This window comes from Actinomycetota bacterium, from assembly GCA_030776625.1.
GTDB lineage: Bacteria > Actinomycetota > CADDZG01 > CADDZG01 > WHSQ01 > MB1-2.
Window position 1 is genome coordinate 18,894 of the sequence record JALYHL010000006.1, and the last position, 16,293, is coordinate 35,186.

At 66.0% G+C, this 16,293-nt stretch carries 17 protein-coding genes; 13 read left to right on the forward strand and 4 right to left on the reverse strand.

What is annotated here, in order from left to right; translation table 11 throughout:
* Window positions 1-4: 4 nt before the first annotated feature.
* Window positions 5-877, forward strand: coding sequence for a hypothetical protein (locus M3N53_10395; GenBank protein ID MDP9068734.1), 873 nt, complete (start codon window positions 5-7; stop codon window positions 875-877).
* A gap of 30 nt (window positions 878-907) precedes the next feature.
* On the opposite strand, the gene M3N53_10400 is transcribed toward M3N53_10395, so the two are convergent.
* The 3 genes from M3N53_10400 to M3N53_10410 all read right to left on the reverse strand — a co-directional run bounded on the left by M3N53_10400 (window position 908) and on the right by M3N53_10410 (window position 3,899).
* Complete coding sequence (locus M3N53_10400) at window positions 908-1,477, reverse strand: CAP domain-containing protein (GenBank protein MDP9068735.1); 570 nt, start codon at window positions 1,475-1,477, stop codon at window positions 908-910.
* A gap of 136 nt (window positions 1,478-1,613) precedes the next feature.
* A complete protein-coding gene (locus M3N53_10405) occupies window positions 1,614-2,801 on the reverse strand; it encodes a DEAD/DEAH box helicase (protein MDP9068736.1) in 1,188 nt (395 codons plus the stop codon).
* A gap of 171 nt (window positions 2,802-2,972) precedes the next feature.
* On the reverse strand, window positions 2,973-3,899 hold the full coding sequence (locus M3N53_10410) for an acyl-CoA desaturase (GenBank protein ID MDP9068737.1): 927 nt from the start codon (window positions 3,897-3,899) through the stop codon (window positions 2,973-2,975).
* 184 nt (window positions 3,900-4,083) lie between these two features.
* Between M3N53_10410 and M3N53_10415 the strand changes: the two genes are divergently transcribed.
* The 3 genes from M3N53_10415 to M3N53_10425 all read left to right on the forward strand — a co-directional run bounded on the left by M3N53_10415 (window position 4,084) and on the right by M3N53_10425 (window position 6,383).
* On the forward strand, window positions 4,084-5,907 hold the full coding sequence (locus M3N53_10415) for a glycoside hydrolase family 15 protein (GenBank protein MDP9068738.1): 1,824 nt from the start codon (window positions 4,084-4,086) through the stop codon (window positions 5,905-5,907).
* Window positions 5,908-5,973: 66 nt separating this feature from the next.
* A complete protein-coding gene (locus tag M3N53_10420) occupies window positions 5,974-6,111 on the forward strand; it encodes a hypothetical protein (GenBank protein ID MDP9068739.1) in 138 nt (45 codons plus the stop codon).
* The gene (locus tag M3N53_10425; protein ID MDP9068740.1) at window positions 6,108-6,383 is read left to right on the forward strand and encodes a hypothetical protein; all 276 of its coding nucleotides are present in this window, start codon (window positions 6,108-6,110) and stop codon (window positions 6,381-6,383) included. The genes M3N53_10420 and M3N53_10425 overlap by 4 nt, the downstream gene beginning before the upstream one ends.
* Before the next feature lie 13 nt (window positions 6,384-6,396).
* Here the strand turns inward: M3N53_10425 and M3N53_10430 are convergent, their stop codons facing one another.
* Window positions 6,397-6,738: a hypothetical protein gene (locus M3N53_10430; protein MDP9068741.1), complete on the reverse strand. Its 342-nt coding sequence runs from the start codon at window positions 6,736-6,738 to the stop codon at window positions 6,397-6,399.
* A gap of 117 nt (window positions 6,739-6,855) precedes the next feature.
* On the opposite strand from M3N53_10430, the gene dnaK reads away from it, so the two are divergent.
* From dnaK to M3N53_10475, 9 genes are all read left to right on the forward strand, one after another.
* Window positions 6,856-8,697 (forward strand): molecular chaperone DnaK, encoded by a 1,842-nt coding sequence (gene dnaK / locus M3N53_10435; protein MDP9068742.1) that lies wholly within the window; start codon window positions 6,856-6,858, stop codon window positions 8,695-8,697.
* A complete protein-coding gene (gene grpE / locus M3N53_10440) occupies window positions 8,697-9,395 on the forward strand; it encodes a nucleotide exchange factor GrpE (protein MDP9068743.1) in 699 nt (232 codons plus the stop codon). The genes dnaK and grpE overlap by 1 nt, the downstream gene beginning before the upstream one ends.
* Before the next feature lie 2 nt (window positions 9,396-9,397).
* Entirely contained in the window at window positions 9,398-10,342 is a 945-nt protein-coding gene (locus M3N53_10445) for a DnaJ domain-containing protein (protein MDP9068744.1), read from the forward strand.
* Window positions 10,343-10,351: 9 nt separating this feature from the next.
* Window positions 10,352-10,810 carry a MerR family transcriptional regulator gene (locus M3N53_10450; protein MDP9068745.1) on the forward strand — a complete coding sequence of 153 codons (459 nt, stop codon included), beginning with the start codon at window positions 10,352-10,354 and terminating at the stop codon, window positions 10,808-10,810.
* A 19-nt stretch (window positions 10,811-10,829) separates the two neighbouring features.
* The gene (gene clpB, locus M3N53_10455) at window positions 10,830-13,424 is read left to right on the forward strand and encodes an ATP-dependent chaperone ClpB (GenBank protein MDP9068746.1); all 2,595 of its coding nucleotides are present in this window, start codon (window positions 10,830-10,832) and stop codon (window positions 13,422-13,424) included.
* 9 nt (window positions 13,425-13,433) lie between these two features.
* Window positions 13,434-14,060 (forward strand): sigma-70 family RNA polymerase sigma factor, encoded by a 627-nt coding sequence (locus M3N53_10460; GenBank protein MDP9068747.1) that lies wholly within the window; start codon window positions 13,434-13,436, stop codon window positions 14,058-14,060.
* The gene (locus M3N53_10465; protein MDP9068748.1) at window positions 14,057-14,803 is read left to right on the forward strand and encodes an anti-sigma factor; all 747 of its coding nucleotides are present in this window, start codon (window positions 14,057-14,059) and stop codon (window positions 14,801-14,803) included. Before M3N53_10460 ends, M3N53_10465 begins: the two co-directional genes overlap by 4 nt.
* Window positions 14,804-14,922: 119 nt before the next feature.
* On the forward strand, window positions 14,923-15,657 hold the full coding sequence (locus M3N53_10470; GenBank protein ID MDP9068749.1) for a ferritin-like domain-containing protein: 735 nt from the start codon (window positions 14,923-14,925) through the stop codon (window positions 15,655-15,657).
* A 10-nt stretch (window positions 15,658-15,667) separates the two neighbouring features.
* A complete protein-coding gene (locus M3N53_10475) occupies window positions 15,668-16,261 on the forward strand; it encodes a ferritin-like domain-containing protein (protein ID MDP9068750.1) in 594 nt (197 codons plus the stop codon).
* The last annotated feature ends 32 nt before the right edge of the window (window positions 16,262-16,293 follow it).

A 16,293-nucleotide genomic window follows, 5' to 3' on the forward strand; every position in this document is an offset into this window, starting at 1 on the left:
GCCCGTGATGACCTCGGGCCTCAGCCGGCTGAGCTACGACCGGGCGCGCCAGTTGCTGTTGGGCGCGGGTCTCCTGGTGCTCCTGCTCACCGCCGCGGTCATGCTGATCCGTCGTGTCGAGACCGTTGAGGTCGTCGGGACCTTGCTCTTCATCCCGGTCTTCATCGCCCTCGTGTTCTGGAACCTGAGAGGCGGAATCATCGCGGCGATCCTGGCCGCGGCGGCTTACGCCGCGCTCCGCTATCCAGCGATCGAGGCCGTCGGGTTCGAGCGCTTCTCCGGACTGATCCTGTCCCGCTCGTTCGCCTACCTCGCTTTCGGCTTGATCGGGGGCTGGGCCAACCGGCAGCTCGCGTCATCGCTCACGAAGCTGGAGCTCTACGACCAGATCGACGATGCGACCGGGCTCTTCAACGCCCGCTTCTTCGTGCAGGACACAGACCTGGAGCTGTCGCGCTCGAAGCGGTACCAGACGATCTTCTCGGTGGTCGAGGTGAGCTTTCCGGACGCGGGCCTGGACGCGTTGTCGCGCCGGCAGCGATCGGCCCTCTACAGGGACCTGGGACGGCTTCTCAAGGAGGCCGTCCGCACCGTGGACCGCGCGGTTCACGGCTTCGATGGTGAGCGCCACCGTTTCGCCGTGGTGCTGCCGGAGACGGCGCGGGAAGGGGCGAACATCTTCGTGGAGCGCCTCGGTCAGAGGATCGAGAGCTTCCTGGTCGAGCGCAGGTTCCACGTGGCAGAGGGAGACGTCGCACGTCGCTCCGTCACCTTCCCCGACGACGGCGACGAGGAGATCGAGGCGCTACGGACGGAGTTCAGGGCGATAGACCGGCGCGAGCATCCGGATGCGGGAGAGGGAGCGGTCGGCGCCTAAAACGGCGCTGGATCGCGGAGCGGCTACCGCCTAGCAGGAGGGCATCGCGAGACGCGTGCCCGGGTTGCCCCTCGTCTCGAAGATGACGGTCACCCACATGCGGCCGCCGTCCTTCTTCACGCCCACCCCCACGTTGTTGAAGGGTCCGTGCAGGATGTTGTCCCTGTGGGCGGGCGAGTTCATGAAAGCCGTGTGAAGCGAGTCTACGGTCGCCCCGACGCCGACGTTCTCACCGAGGCTGGTCCAGTTCGTCACGCGGCGTGTCAGCTGGGTCGTCGTGCTGTGCACCAAGGTGTTGATGCTCGTCATCTCCTTGGTGTGGCGCGCCGACACCTTCCCGAGCTCGGGGTCTAGCTTCATCGTGCCGAGGCCGCGGGCTTTGCGCTCCTGGTTCATCTTCGAGGCGAAGCCGCGCTCTGCGGCGGTGAACTTGTAGCAGGTGTTGTCCGCTCCCGATGCGGTGGGGAAGAGCTTCGGAAGCGCCAGCGGAGTAACTGCAGGGATCGCGAGCGCTGCCACCAGGGCGAGAGCCAGGGCGATCTGATGGCGCGGATCCACCGTGGTCCGCGGCAGAGTTGCCGTCCCTCCCGTCCAGTGCACGTGCCCCTCCCAGTCCAGAGTCAGTAAATCTTTACCAGGTCACGGCTGGTTTGACCAGTTTCGCTGGATTCCTGCTCCTAGGGGCCCCATCGGCAGCAGCCGGCGTTACCTGAAGCGGGTGGCAGGTGCGTTTAGCTCAGAACTTGCGCTTGGGGCGGGGACGCATCATCGATTTTCTCCCCTTGTGCGAGCTATACGCGAGGCGGGGAGGTTGCACCTGCAGCCCATCTTTCTTGAACTCGGTGTCGAGGTCGAGTCGCGAGACGATGCGGCTCATCTCGTACTGCTGGTCGGGCATCACCAGGGTCACGCCGGTGCCCTTGCGCCCCGCGCGAGCGGTGCGCCCCACTCGGTGCAGGTAGGCCTTGTGATCCTCGGGCGGGTCGTAGTTGACGACGAGGTCGATGTCGTCGACGTCGAGGCCTCGGGCCGCCACGTCGGTGGCTACCAGGGTCGTGTAGCGGCCCTCGTCGAAGCCTTTCAGGGCGCGTTGGCGAGCCGCTTGAGTCAGGTCGCCGTGCATCGCGACCGCCTTGATGCCGCTCTTCACCAACCGTTGTGCCAGCCGGTCGGCACCGCGCTTGGTGCGGACGAACACCAGGGAGCTGCTGAAGTCCTCGTGCTGGAGGAGCTCCACCAGCGCGCCGCCCTTGTCTCCACTCGTTACCGGCACGAACCGGTGCTCGGCCTCGTCGACCGTCTGGATCTTGCTGACGACCTCGTGGATCTGAGGGTCCCGCGTGTAGGCCTTGGCCAAACGACCGACCTCGCCGTCCAGGGTCGCCGAGAAGAACATCGTCTGCCGGTCGTCGGAGAGGCGATCTACGATCCGGTCGACCTGCGGCTGGAAGCCCATGTCCAGCATCCGGTCGGCCTCGTCCAGGACCAGGATCCTGACGTCCTTCAGCGAGAGCAACCGGCGCTGGATGAGGTCCTGCAGGCGGCCGGGTGTGGCGATGACGATGTGGGCGCGCGCGGCCAACTTCGCCTGCTCCGGGATGCCCACCCCGCCGTAGACGGCGCGGACCCTGAGGCCCTTCGCCTTGGCGATGTCGGTGAACTCGTCCTTGACCTGCTCCGCCAGCTCCCGAGTGGGAACCAGCACGAGAGCGGCCGGCGCGGGGGCGCTCGGATCGATGGTCTCGATGATCGGCAGCGCGAACCCAAGCGTCTTGCCGGAGCCCGTGCGGGACTTCGCCAGCACGTCGCGCCCCGCCAAGGCGTCCTTCATGACCAGGGCCTGGATAGGGAACGGCGCCTCGATCCCTCGTCGCCCGAGGGTTTCGATGACGCGTTCGGATACGCCTAATTCAGCAAATGACATCACTTGCGTTCAACTCCTTCGCGGCCGTGGGGAACGGCCGTTGGTATCGGAAGAGGTTCTAGGTACCGACACCTGAGGAGGAACCGGATTCTGAAACCTCACGGGAGAGCGAGGTTCGCTTCCCTTGCGTGCCACGCTAGCACATAGCTGTTAACCGTTGGGGTTCTGGTTCTATTCCGCCTTCTTCGCAGCCAGCTGCTTGGTAGACGGCTCCTTCACGTTCTCGACCAGCTTCAGCTTCTGGAGCAGCGAGATGACCCCGGCGCTGGTGTCGATCTGCCCTTTCAGGATCCCGTGTCGGGCCGCGCTCGGGAAGGCGTGATGGTTGTTGTGCCAGGACTCACCGAACGACAGGATCGCGAGGGGCCAGTTGTTCGTCGAGTGGTCCGTCGTCTCGAAGGGTCGCTTGCCGTAGAAGTGGCAGATCGAGTTGATGCTCCAGGTCACGTGATGGAGCAGGAACACCCGGGCGAGCCCGCCCCACAGGAACGCGGTGACGGCTCCTTCCAGCGTCTGGGTGATGGCGAACCCGAGCGCCGCCGGCAGCGCGAGAGACAACACGACCCATAGTGGGAAGAGCCGGTCGACCTTCTTCATGACGGGGTCTTTGACCATGTCGGGCGCCCAGCGATCGAGGTCGGTGAGCTCGGGGGTGAAGAGCCACCCGATGTGTGCGTGCCACAGCCCTCTGAGGATGCCGGCCATCCCCTCGCCCTCGTCGAGGTGAGGCGAGTGCGGATCGCCCTCTTTGTCCGAGAAGGCGTGGTGGCGTCGATGGGCGGCAACCCAGCTGATGACTGAGCCCTGGATCGCGAACGAGCCCGCGATCGCGAGCAGAGCCTTCATCCAAGGCTTCGTTTGGAAGCTGCCGTGGGTCAGAAGACGGTGGAATCCGATCGTGACGCCGAGGCCCGCGAAGTAATAGGTGACGATCATGATCGAGAGATCCACCAGGCTTAGCCCCGTGCCCCACAGCGTCACCATGGCCACGAGGAAGCCCACCAGAGGGGCGACGGTGATGACCAGGACGGCCCGTCTCTGGAAGACGGCTTGGTCTTCGTTCAGGTGGGTGACACCGGGGACCTCCGGCGGAGTCACGGGGGGCGGCGGCTGAAGGGGGCGGGTCCGGGTACGGCGGGAGGGAGCGCGAACGGCCACGAGCACTGTCCTTTCGACGGATCATCTACGGCATCTCGCCACCGCAGCACTTACCCCGCCGAGCGACGTATAACGCTCCCGTGAGAGCGGGTTCGATTCGATCACATCTGAGGGCGTAGTCGCGATGCCTCCCCTGGAGGACTACGCCTTGATCGGCGACACGCATTCGGCCGCCTTGGTGTCCCGGGATGGGTCGATCGATTGGCTGTGCCTGCCGCGCTTCGATTCGCCGGCCTGCTTCGCGGCCTTGCTCGACGAGGACACGGGCGGGCGCTGGCGGATCGCGCCCGAAGAGGACGTTGTCGAGGCGACGCGTCGGTACCGCGGCGAGACGATGATCCTCGACACCACCTTCCACACCGCCTCGGGAAGCGTCACGCTCACCGACTGCCTCGCGGTCGAGGGCGCGACCTTGACCGGAGAGTCCGTCGCGGCGCCGCAGGACCTCTTGGTCCGCCTCGTGACGGGGGTCGAGGGCCGCGTCACGATGAAGATGCAGTACGCGCCTCGTTTCTACTTCGGTGACATCGTCCCGTGGCTCCGCAGGCACGGCGACGCGGTCGAAGCTGTAGGTGGACCGGACGCGTTGGATCTGCTGGCACCGGTGGAGGTCGAGCTCGAAGGGCATCAGGTGCAGGCGACGTTCGACATCGCAGCCGGCGAGGAGCTGGGCTTCCTTCTCGCGTACCACCCCTCGCACCTCGCGCCGAAGACCTCTGATGGTCCCGGCGATTGCCGCCGGCTCATCGCCGATACCGAGTCCTTCTGGCGCGAGTGGATCGGGCGCGGCCGCGTCGACGAGCGATGGCGCGACGAGATCGTGCGGTCGTTGCTGACGCTGAAGGCCCTGACGTACTCGCCGTCGGGCGGGATCGTCGCCGCCCCCACCGCCTCGCTGCCGGAGGCGATCGGGGGAGTTCGCAACTGGGACTATCGCTACTGCTGGCTGCGCGACTCGACCTTCACCCTCGAGGTGCTGCTGGATCACGGCTACACCGAAGAGGCCGCCGCCTGGTGCCAGTGGTTGTTGCGTGCCGTCGCGGGCGATCCTGAGGACCTTCAGATCATGTACGGCGTGCTGGGGGAGCGGAAGCTCCTGGAGCACGAGCTCGAGTGGCTGGCCGGCTATGAAGGCTCGCGCCCCGTCCGCGTCGGCAACGCCGCTGTCCACCAGTTCCAGTTGGACGTCTACGGAGAGGTGATGGACACCTTCCATTCGGCTCGGCGTGCCGGCCTCGAGCCGATCCCTGAGCTGTGGGACCTGCAGGTGGGCCTGGTCGACTTCGTCTGCGAGCGGTGGACGGAGCCCGACTGGGGGATCTGGGAGGTTAGGTCGGGTCCGGAACATTTCGTGCACTCGAAGGTCATGGCATGGGTCGCCATCGACCGCGGCATCCAAGCGGTGGAGCAGTTCGGCAGGCGCGGGCCGGTGGAGAGATGGAAGGAGACACGGGCGACGGTCCGGGCTGAGGTTCTCGAGCGGGGGTTCAACGAGCGGGTCGGTTCGTTCGTGCGCTGCTACGGCGACGACCGTCTGGACGCGAGCCTGTTAATGCTGCCGCTCGTTGGGTTCATCGAGGCCACCGATCCCCGTATGCGGGCGACGATCGAGGCGATCGAGCGCGACCTGTCGTCGAACGGGTTCGTGTTGCGCTATCGCGAGGACACGCCCGATGGGCTGCCGCCGGGGGAGGGGACGTTCCTCTTGTGCAGCTTCTGGCTTGTCGACTGCCTGTCGCTGCTCGGGCGGCTGGATGACGCGCGCTCGTTGTTCGAGCGGTTGTTGACGCTGCGTAACGACGTAGGTCTGCTGGCAGAGCAGTACGACGTCGGCCTGAAGAGGCAGGTGGGGAACTTCCCGCAGGCCTTCTCCCACATCGCGTTGGCCACGTCCGCGCGCTCCTTGCAGCAGACGGGACGAGAGCGCCCGTTCAGGCGCGGCGCCTGACGTATCGAGGAAGGGTTGTTCCGGAGGTTCATGTGGCACATTTGGGGGCGGCGAAAGGAGCGCAAGATGGAACGAGACGACCGAGACATGAAGGGCGACGGCGAGCCGGCAACCGAAGGGCCGTCCGACGGCCCCGCGCGCGAGGAAGGCGAGGCGACGGACCTGGGCTCGACCAGTCAGGACCAACCAGGAGGTGAGTCATGAGCGACGCGACGTTTGTCTGTGAGAGGTGCGGCAACGAGCACCGCGAGGGCGAGAAGAAAGAGGTCTTCGTCAACGAGGGCGGCAGCGAGGTCAAGAAGATGGTGTGCCCGAGCTGCCTCGACGAGATCCTGAACCAGGCGGATCAGGCCGTTGGCGTAGAGGGCGACGAGAAGCGTGCCGCGGTTGCCGTCGGCGACGCCGCAGAATCGACGGACCGCGAAACTTACGGCGAGCGGGGAGAAGACAGCACGGGGGCAAGCCCCCGCACCTGAGCCGACGCCGCGGCTAGTTGCCGACCCCCTCCACCAGGGACGGAAGCTCTCGCCAGAAGCGACTGCGGGGGTAGGCGTGCACGCCGGCAGCGGCCGCGGCCGCACCGACGTCCTCGCGGACGTGCGAGAAGTAGCCGAGGATTCGAGAGGGAAGGAGGCCCTCGTGCCTCGCCGTCTCCACCCCCTCCAGGAGCTCTGCGCCCCCGGCGTCCAGGTCGAGCACCACGACGTCGACCGGCGCGTTCTCTCTTAGGAACTCCACGATCCGGTCCGGACCCGTGCCCGCGACCGTCCGCGGCTCCAGGTGCTCGGTCCCGCGCCACAGACGATCCCGATCCTTCAGGTCGCGTCCCACTAGAACGATCCGCAGGTCTGGAATGTTGACCGCCCTCCCAAGGTTGATAGTGATGCACTCAGATTCTATAATCAGAGGCACTCACATGTAGATGAACCCGAGCCACGGGAGGGAATCATGGCAAAGGCAGTAGGAATCGATCTAGGGACCACCAACTCGGTCGTGTCCGCGCTGGAGGGCGGTGAGCCCACGGTCATCACCAACGCCGAGGGACAGCGCACGACGCCCTCGGTCGTGGCCTTCTCCAAGGGTGGCGAGATCCTGGTCGGAGAGGTCGCCAAGCGGCAGGCGATCACGAACCCCGACCGCACGATCCGCTCCATCAAGCGGGAGATGGGAACAGGCCACACGGTAGACATCGACGGCAAGGGCTGGAGCCCGCAGGAGATCTCGGCCCGCATCCTCATGAAGCTGAAGGCCGACGCGGAGTCATACCTCGGCGACAAGGTCACCGAAGCCGTCATCACCGTTCCCGCGTACTTCGACGACGCGCAGCGTCAGGCGACGAAGGAAGCGGGGCAGATCGCGGGTCTCGAGGTGCTCCGGATCATCAACGAGCCCACCGCGGCGGCTCTGGCGTACGGACTCGACAAGGAAGGCGAGGGGGACCAGACCATCCTCGTCTTCGACCTCGGTGGCGGCACGTTCGACGTCTCTCTCCTCGAGCTCGGCGAGGGCGTCTTCGAGGTGAAGTCCACCTCGGGCAACACCGACCTTGGGGGTGACGACTGGGATCAGCGGGTCATGGACCACCTCGTGACGACGTTCAAGAACCAGAACGGGATCGACCTCTCGAAGGACAAGATGGCGATGCAGCGTCTGAAGGAGGCGGCCGAGAAGGCAAAGATCGAGCTCTCCTCCGCGCAGCAGACCACGATCAACCTCCCGTTCATCACCGCCAGCGAGCAGGGGCCACTTCACCTGGAGGTCAACCTCACGCGCAGCGAGTTCGAGCGGATGACGGAAGACCTGCTCGACAAGTGCAAGGGGCCGTTCAACCAGGCGATCAAGGACGCGGGCATCTCCGTCGACAAGATCGATCACGTCATCCTGGTCGGTGGTTCGACCCGGATGCCGCAGGTCCGTCAGCTGGTGAAGGACCTCACCGGCGGCAAGGACCCGCACCAGGGTGTGAACCCGGACGAGGTCGTCGCCGTCGGCGCCGCGATCCAGGCCGGCGTCCTCAAGGGCGACGTCAAGGACGTCCTGCTCTTGGACGTCACGCCGCTGTCACTCGGTGTCGAGACCAAAGGCGGCATCTTCACCAAGCTCATCGAGCGCAACACGACGATCCCCACGAAGCGATCCGAGACGTTCACGACGGCGGAGGACAACCAGCCGTCGGTCGAGATCCACGTCTTGCAGGGAGAGGCCGACATGGCCTACCGAAACAAGTCGCTCGGGAAGTTCCAGCTCGTCGGGATCCCGCCGGCGATGCGAGGCATGCCGCAGATCGAGGTCACCTTCGACATCGACGCGAACGGGATCGTCAACGTTTCGGCGAAGGATCTCGGAACGGGCCAAGAGCAATCGATGACCATCACCGGCGGAACGAAGCTCGCCAGCGACGACATCGAGAAGATGATCCGCGAGGCCGAGGCGCACGCGGAGGAGGACCGCAAGCGGCGCGAAGAGGTCGAGGTCCGCAACCAGGCGGACAACGTCATCTACCAGACCGAGAAGACGATCAAGGAGCACGGCGAGAAGCTCGACGACGCCGACCGCAAGATGGTCGAGGACGCCCTCGAGGATGCTCGTGAGGCCATGAAGGGTTCCGACGTCGACCGCATCCGTCACACCAGCGAGCAGCTGATGACCGCGTCGCAGAAGTTCGCCGAGGTGCTGTACCAGCGCAGTCAGGCCGACCAGAGTGCCGCCGGAAGCGGCGGCACTCCAGGCGATGACGACGTCGTAGAGGCCGAGGTCGTCGACGAGGGCGGCGAGGAGAAGAGCGCCTGATGGACGAGCCTCGCCGGATCCCGGTAGTTGACAAGCGCGTTGCATCGGCCCCGCCATCCGAAACTTCGGATCCCGTGTCGGCGGAGACATCGCCTACCGGACGCGCGGGCGACGGCGATCCGGGTCCTGGCGACGATGCCTCCACTCGGACGGCTCCAGAGCCCGCGGAGGCTCCGCCCACAGGCGGTGACGAGCCCGATTTCCCCGAGGTGGTCGGCGAGCCCGTCGCTCCAGCAGTCGCTGACGGGGAAGCGGAGAAGCGCGACTTCCTCGACGATCTGCAGCGACTGCAGGCGGACTTCAACAACTATCGCAAGCGCATGATGAGGGAGCAGGCCGCTACTGCCGCTCGCGCGACGGCGCGCGTCCTGGAGTCGCTGTTGCCCGTGCTCGACAATTTCGAGCGGGGCCTGCAGCACGACGAGGCTACCGGCGGCATGGAGCTCGTCTACAAAGAGCTGAAGACGGCGCTCGAGGCACAGGGGCTCGAGGAGATCCCTGCGGAGGGTGTCCCGTTCGATCCTCACGTGCACGAAGCGGTCGATTCCCGCGAAGACCCGGAGGTGCAGGAGGCGATCTGTCGCTCGGTCTATCGACGCGGTTACAAGCTGGGTGACCAGGTCCTGCGCGCGGCCATGGTGGTGGTGGCGCGGCCGGTAGACGCTTCGGAGTCCGGGGCCGAGGCAGCGGAGGGTTAGTCATGGCTCAGCGCGATTGGGCGGAGAAGGACTACTACAAGGTCCTCGGCGTGACGAAGAACGCGTCGAAGGATGAGATCAAGAAGGCGTACCGCAAGCTCGCTCAGCAGTACCACCCGGACGCGAACAAGGGCGACGCGAGCGCGGAGTCGCGCTTCAAGGAGATCTCCGAAGCCCACGCGATCTTGTCGAACGAGGAGAAGCGCGCGGAGTACGACCAGATCCGCCAGTTCATGGAGTCTGGCGGCCGCCGCTTCTACAACGCGCCCGGAGGTGGCGGGAACGTGCGCGTCAACATCGGCGACCTCTTCGGCGACGGTGCCGCGGGTGCAGACACGATCTTCGACGATCTGCTGGGCGGCTTCGGGTTCCGTCCGCGCGGGCCGGCTCGCGGCGATGATCTGGAGACCGAGATCACGCTCAGCTTCGAAGATGCCGTCAACGGTGCGACGGTCGCGGTCCCGCAAGGGGGGAAGGTCAAGATCCCGCCCGGTGTCGGTGACGGTGCGCGGATCAAGGTCGCGGGACGAGGAGCCGGCGGACCCAGCGGCGGCCCGAAAGGCGACCTGTTCGTACGCGTAAGGGTCGAGCCGCATCCTGTGTTTGCACGCGGGCGCAATGGTGACCTCATCGTGAACCTGCCGGTCACCTTCACCGAGGCCGCCCTCGGCGCCAAGGTGGAGGTACCCACGCTCGATGGCGTCGTGACGGTGAAGGTTCCGCCGGGCACGCCGAACGGCAAGACGTTGCGCGTGCGGGGCCGCGGGGGCCCGCGTTCGGCCGGAGGCAAGGGTGATCTCCTGGTGAAGATCCAGGTTCAGGTGCCATCTCGCTTGAACCGGCGTGAGAAAGAACTGCTCGAGCAGTTCGCAGAGGTTCACGAGGAATCGCCCCGCCGCCACCTCGAAGACCAGATCAACCAAGCCACCGGTCAGAAGGCATCGTAGGAGGACAAGATGGCAAGAGGGGCCGATCGCAACGATCAAGCGATGTATGTCATCTCGATCGCGGCCGAGCTGGCGGGGGTGCATCCGCAGACGCTCCGTGTCTACGAGCGTAAAGGCCTCGTGCAACCGCACCGGACCGAGGGGAACACCCGCCGTTACTCGGAGCGCGACATAGCTCGGCTGCGGCGGATCCAGGAGCTCACCCAGGAGGGCATAAACCTGGCGGGTGTGATGCGGATCATCGAGCTCGAGCGAAGGCTCGAGCGAACGGAAGCGCGTTACGAGGACGCGCTAGACGAGCTCGAGAACGTCAGACAGCAGGTGCAGGAAGCGATCGGGGCCCGCGACAGGAACTCGCTGGTGCCGCTGCGGGACGTCCGCCGGGTCCGCCGGGCGATGAAGGCCGACTTCCTCGACCAGGCCGGGCGCCGCCGCACGTTCGCGGTGCCGCCGGTCGCGACGGAATAGGAGCACGGAGGTACGACCGATGGACATCAACAAGCTGACGCTGAAATCTCAAGAGGCTCTCGCCGCGGCTCAGAAGCTGGCGGGGGATCTGAACCACCAGCAGGTCGAGACCGCGCACCTGCTCGCGGCACTGATCGGCGAGCCGGAGGGGGTGGTCTTCCCGATCCTGCAGAAGCTCGGCGTGGCGCCGCGGACGCTGAAGACCCGGCTCGACGCCGTTCTCGACCGCGTCCCCAAGGTGTACGGACAGGTAGAGATCTACCTCTCCCAGGGCCTCCGGTCGTTGCTCGAGGCCGCTTTCCGCGAGGCGGAAGGTCTCGGCGATGCCTACGTCTCGACGGAGCACCTATTGCTCGCGCTGATCGAGCAGGGAGACGAGAGCGCGCAGGTATTGAGAGAGGCTGGGGTCGACAAGCCGAAGCTGCTCGCTGCTCTGAAGGAGGTGCGTGGATCGCACCGCGTTACCGACCAGACGCCGGAGGAGAAGTACCAGGCTCTGGAGCGGTTCGGGCGTGACCTCACCGAGGCAGCGCGGCGCGGGAAGCTCGATCCGGTGATCGGACGGGATGAAGAGATCCGCCGCGTGATCCAGGTTCTGTCCCGCCGCACGAAGAACAACCCCGTCCTGATCGGGGAGCCCGGCGTGGGTAAGACGGCGATCGCCGAGGGGCTGGCGAACCGGATCGTCGCGGGCGACGTGCCGGAATCGCTCAAGAACAAGCGGCTGGTGTCGCTTGACATCGGTTCGATGGTGGCGGGTTCCAAATACCGCGGTGAGTTCGAGGAGCGACTGAAAGCTGTGTTGAAGGAGATCGCGGACTCCGACGGCGAGATCATCACTTTCCTGGACGAGCTGCACACGGTCGTGGGTGCGGGGGCCGCCGAGGGTTCTGTCGATGCGGGCAACATGATCAAGCCGATGCTGGCGAGAGGCGAGCTGCGGATGATCGGCGCGACGACGCTCGACGAATACCGCAAGCACGTCGAGAAGGACCCCGCTCTCGAGCGACGCTTCCAACCGGTGTTGGTCGGAGAGCCGTCGGTGCCCGACACGATCGCGATCCTGCGCGGGCTGAAGGAGCGCTACGAGGTGCACCACGGTGTCCGGATCCAGGACTCCGCGCTCGTCGCGGCCGGGGTGCTTTCGGATCGCTATGTCACCGGGCGGTTCCTTCCCGACAAAGCGATCGACCTCGTGGACGAGTCCGCCTCGCGGCTCCGCATCGAGATCGACTCGATGCCGACGGAGATCGACGTGCTCGATCGGCGTGCGAAGCAGCTCGAGATCGAGAAGGCTGCTTTGGCCAAGGAGACCGACGCGGCGTCGAAGGAGCGGCTGGCGCGGCTCGAGGAAGAGCTCGCGGGGCTCCACGAAGAGATGGACGGGATGAAGGCGCACTGGGAGCAAGAGAAGACGGCGATCGAGCGCATCCGGTCCTTGAAGGCAGAGATCGAGCAGGTGAAGGGCGATGCCGAGCGCGCCGAGCGCGACGGCGACCTGGGGCGGGCTGCGGAGCTCCGCTACGGCAAGCTCGTCGAGCTCGACCGTGAGCTGCAGGTGGCGAACGAGCAGCTTGCCGAGCTACAGAGCGAGCGCAAGTTCCTGAAAGAGGAGGTCGACGAGGAAGACATCGCCGAGGTCGTGGCGCGCTGGACGGGCATCCCCGTGTCGAAGCTGATGGAGGGCGAGGTCGAGAAGCTCGTGAAGATGGAGGACGGGCTTCACCGGCGCGTCGTCGGGCAGGACGAGGCGGTGGAAGCGGTAGCCGACGCGATCCGGCGTGCCCGCGCCGGGCTGGGCGACCCAAGCCGGCCGATCGGGTCGTTCATATTCCTCGGCCCCACGGGTGTCGGAAAGACCGAGCTCGCCCGCGCGCTGGCGGAGTTCCTCTTCGACGACGACCGCGCCATGATCCGTCTCGACATGAGCGAGTACATGGAGAAGCACACGGTGAGCCGCCTGATCGGCGCGCCTCCGGGCTACGTCGGCTACGACGAGGGCGGCCAGCTGACGGAGGCGGTTCGCCGGCGGCCGTATTCGGTCGTGTTGCTCGACGAGATCGAGAAGGCGCACCAGGACGTCTTCAACACCCTGCTGCAGATCCTCGACGACGGCCGCCTCACGGACGGCCACGGCCGAGTGGTCGACTTCAAGAACACCGTCGTCATCATGACCTCGAACCTGGGGTCGCAGTGGATCCTGTCGGCCGACGAGTCAGATCAGTCGATGGAAGACAAAGTCATGGCGACCGTCCGCGATCACTTCAAGCCGGAGTTCCTCAACCGGGTGGACGAGATCATCGTGTTCCACCGGTTGTCGATGGAGCACCTGGAACGGATCGTCGAGATCCAGCTGGAAGGGCTGTCGAAGCGTCTTGCGGCGCGGAACCTCGAGCTGCGGTTGTCGGACGACGCGAAGCGCCACCTCGCGCGACAGGGTTACGACCCGGCCTACGGCGCGCGTCCGCTGAAGCGACTGATCCAGCGGAGCATCGAGAACGAGCTCGCGCTGAAGCTTCTCGATGGGACTTTCCGCGAGGGCGACGTGGTGCACGTGGACGTTGAGGACGACGCCCTGGTCTTCGTGACGGAGGTTCTGCCGGCGGCCGTTTAATCTGCGCCGGTGGACATCGAGAAGGGGCGTGACGCGGACGAGGCTCTGCGCGCGCGCCGCCCCGCTCCGCTGCAGCCCTCTTCTCTACGCGCCGGAGATATCCACATGATCCGGCGCCTGGAACAAGGTGACGAGGGAGCTCTCAGGGACGCGATCCAGCTGTTCGGCCCCGCCGTCTTCACCAGGGCTTGGCGCCTCCTGCACGATCCCGCGCTCGCGGAGGAGGTCACGCAAGACGTCTTCGTCGACCTCTGGACGCGGCCGTCACGGTTCGATCCGGGGCGTGGCTCGTTGAGCGGCCTCCTGCTGGCGATCGCCCGGAACAAGGCGGTGGATCGGATCCGGCACCTCGAGGTCAGGCGCGACGGGGACGATCGTTCCGGCAGGCAGCAGTCGCTCGAGGCAGCCGCGAGCGACGAGCGGGACCACACCGGAGAGGGGGTGGTGAGGAGGCACCACGTGCGGGCGGCTCTCGAGCAGTTGAGCGAGCTCCAGCGGGAGATCATCGTCCTCGTGTACTTCGGAGGGCGCACCGTCCGCGAGGTGGCGGAGCAGCTGGGGATACCCGAGGGAACCGCCAAGACCCGACTTCGGGACGCGCTGATCAACCTGCGGAAGGACCAGGAGCTTCCGTGACCGAAGCAACCACCGCCCACGACGAGCTGAGAGGGCTGCTTGCGCCCTACGCGATAGGGGTGGCCTCCTCAGCCGAGGAGACTCGGGTGAGACGCCATCTGGAATCCTGCCAGGAGTGTCTGGAGGAGCTGTCGCTCCTGGAGGAGGGCATCCACGTGCTGGCCTCTGCTGACGCGGCAGAGCTTCCTCAGGGACTGGAGGCGAAGATCCTGGCGACCGCCGACGCGGCAGAGTTTCCTCAGGGACTGGAGGCGAAGATCCTGGCGACCGCTCGCGCGGGTCGTCCCCGGGAGCGGGCGCGCTCGCGCTCCCGCCTCGCGGCCGCGGCGACGGTCGCGGCCGTCACGCTGGCGATCGCTGTCGCCGCCGGAACCGCTATGTGGTCGAGGTTCCGGGCCGCCAATGAGGAGCTAACCAGGAGGAACCAGGCGCTCGAGCTTCTGTTGCGGGAAGAGGGGATCGCTCTCAGCGGCGCCTCTGCCCTCGCGAAGCTCGTTCCGCGCGATGGGCGGGCGGTTTTCATTGCCTCGGGTTTGCCCGAGGCCCCCGGCAGCCGGGTGTACCAGCTCTGGTTGAAGGACGGCTCGCGCCTCGTGGGCGTCACCACCTTTGAATCCGCCGGCGACGCCGTCGTCCTGGAGCTCTCTCGCCCGTTCGACGAGTTCGATGGGGCTCTGGTGACCATCGAGCCCGAGGGCGGCTCGCGGCAGCCGACGGGTGCCCCCGTCGTCGATTCGATCTGAGCTCAACCACCTCTTCGAACGGAACAGAACCGGTCCAACCAATCCTTTCCGTACAACCCGGACGAATCCCTCTTTAGCGCCCGTACCGGGTGCTCCGCGCTACAGAGAGGATGGTGCCTGTGGGAACGAGGGAGCAGGAACTTTTCGACGGCGAACCCGTCATCCAGTTCGACAACGAGGGGGATCGAAGGAACTTCCTCAAGTACGCGGGCATGGTGGGTGTCGGCGGTTTGATGGCACTGGGAGGCGTCGCCTGCGACGACGGCGGCGACACCGTCACACCGACGGACGGCGCGACCGGTGCCGCTCCTACGGAGAGCCAGGAGCCGACGGTCGAGGCAACCGACGACGCAGATGCTGGCGCGCAGGTGCCGGAGAGCGATCTCGGAATCTTGAACTACGCCCTCACCCTCGAGTTCCTCGAGGCCGACTTCTACAAGAGAGGGATCCAGGCGAAGGCGGTCAGCGGCAGGGAGATGGAGCTCGTCAAAGCGATCGGGGCGCATGAGGCCGCCCACGTGCAGGCTCTGATGCAGACGATCAAGGACCTAGGGGGCAAGCCCGTATCCGCTCCCGGCACGAAGTACCCAGCCGGCACGTTCGACAGCCGCGACAAGTTCCTCGCGACGGCGTCCACGTTCGAAGAGCTGGGGGTCACCGCCTACCACGGCCAGGTGACCAAGGTGAAGACGCCGGACATCCTCATGGCAGCGGCCTCGATCGCAGGTGTTGAGTCACGTCACGCGGCGGTGCTCGCGAACCTGATCGGAAACCCGCCCTTCCCGGCGCCCCTGGAGAAGAGTCAGAGCATGCAGCAGGTCCTGAAGGCCGCGCAACCGTTCATCAAGGGTTAAGGGAGGCGACATGGACAGAAGGTCATTCCTCAAGGGCTCCGCTGCCGTCATCCCGGCAACGGTCGCTCTGCAGATGCTCGGAGGCCGTTGGGTCTTCGCGCAAGGGTCCGATTTCAAGGACGACGTCGACGTGCTGAACTACGCGTTGACCCTCGAGTTCCTGGAGGCCGAGTTCTACAAGCAAGGCCTGGCAAAGAACCTGCTGTCGGGTGCCGAGGGCACGCTGGCGAAGCGCATCGGCGCCGACGAGCAGGCACACGTCGTGCTCCTCAGCGACACGATCAAGAAGATCGGCGGCAAGCCCGTTGCTGCGCCGAAGGTCGACTTCGGAGGGGCCTACAAGAACCGCGAGAGCTTCTTGAAGCTCGCGCACGTCTTCGAGAACACCGGTGTGCAGGCGTACCTGGGAGCGGCTGGGTTCATCAAGGACAAGGCGCTGTTGCAGGCTGCGGCGGGGATCTTCGGCGTCGAGGCTCGCCACGCCGCCGTGATCGGCGATCTGCTCGGCTTGAAGGCTGAAGGCGGGGTCTTCATGGGCAACACAGAGACACCCAAGAGCAAAGACGAGGTGCTGAAGGCGGTCAAGCCCTTCATCAAGGGCTGAGCCGGCCGGACTTAGAGAGGAGGGGGCCCGGG

What these genes read in the sequence shown, in the direction of transcription:
- M3N53_10450 (MDP9068745.1), top strand. Translation starts at nt 10,352, where the DNA reads ATGGCAAGAGGGGCCGATCGCAACGATCAAGCGATGTATGTCATCTCG.
- M3N53_10425 (MDP9068740.1), top strand. Translation starts at nt 6,108, where the DNA reads ATGAGCGACGCGACGTTTGTCTGTGAGAGGTGCGGCAACGAGCACCGC.
- M3N53_10405 (MDP9068736.1), bottom strand. Translation starts at nt 2,801, where the DNA reads ATGTCATTTGCTGAATTAGGCGTATCCGAACGCGTCATCGAAACCCTC.
- M3N53_10475 (MDP9068750.1), top strand. Translation starts at nt 15,668, where the DNA reads ATGGACAGAAGGTCATTCCTCAAGGGCTCCGCTGCCGTCATCCCGGCA.
- M3N53_10420 (MDP9068739.1), top strand. Translation starts at nt 5,974, where the DNA reads ATGGAACGAGACGACCGAGACATGAAGGGCGACGGCGAGCCGGCAACC.
- clpB (MDP9068746.1), top strand. Translation starts at nt 10,830, where the DNA reads ATGGACATCAACAAGCTGACGCTGAAATCTCAAGAGGCTCTCGCCGCG.
- M3N53_10445 (MDP9068744.1), top strand. Translation starts at nt 9,398, where the DNA reads ATGGCTCAGCGCGATTGGGCGGAGAAGGACTACTACAAGGTCCTCGGC.
- M3N53_10415 (MDP9068738.1), top strand. Translation starts at nt 4,084, where the DNA reads ATGCCTCCCCTGGAGGACTACGCCTTGATCGGCGACACGCATTCGGCC.
- grpE (MDP9068743.1), top strand. Translation starts at nt 8,697, where the DNA reads ATGGACGAGCCTCGCCGGATCCCGGTAGTTGACAAGCGCGTTGCATCG.
- dnaK (MDP9068742.1), top strand. Translation starts at nt 6,856, where the DNA reads ATGGCAAAGGCAGTAGGAATCGATCTAGGGACCACCAACTCGGTCGTG.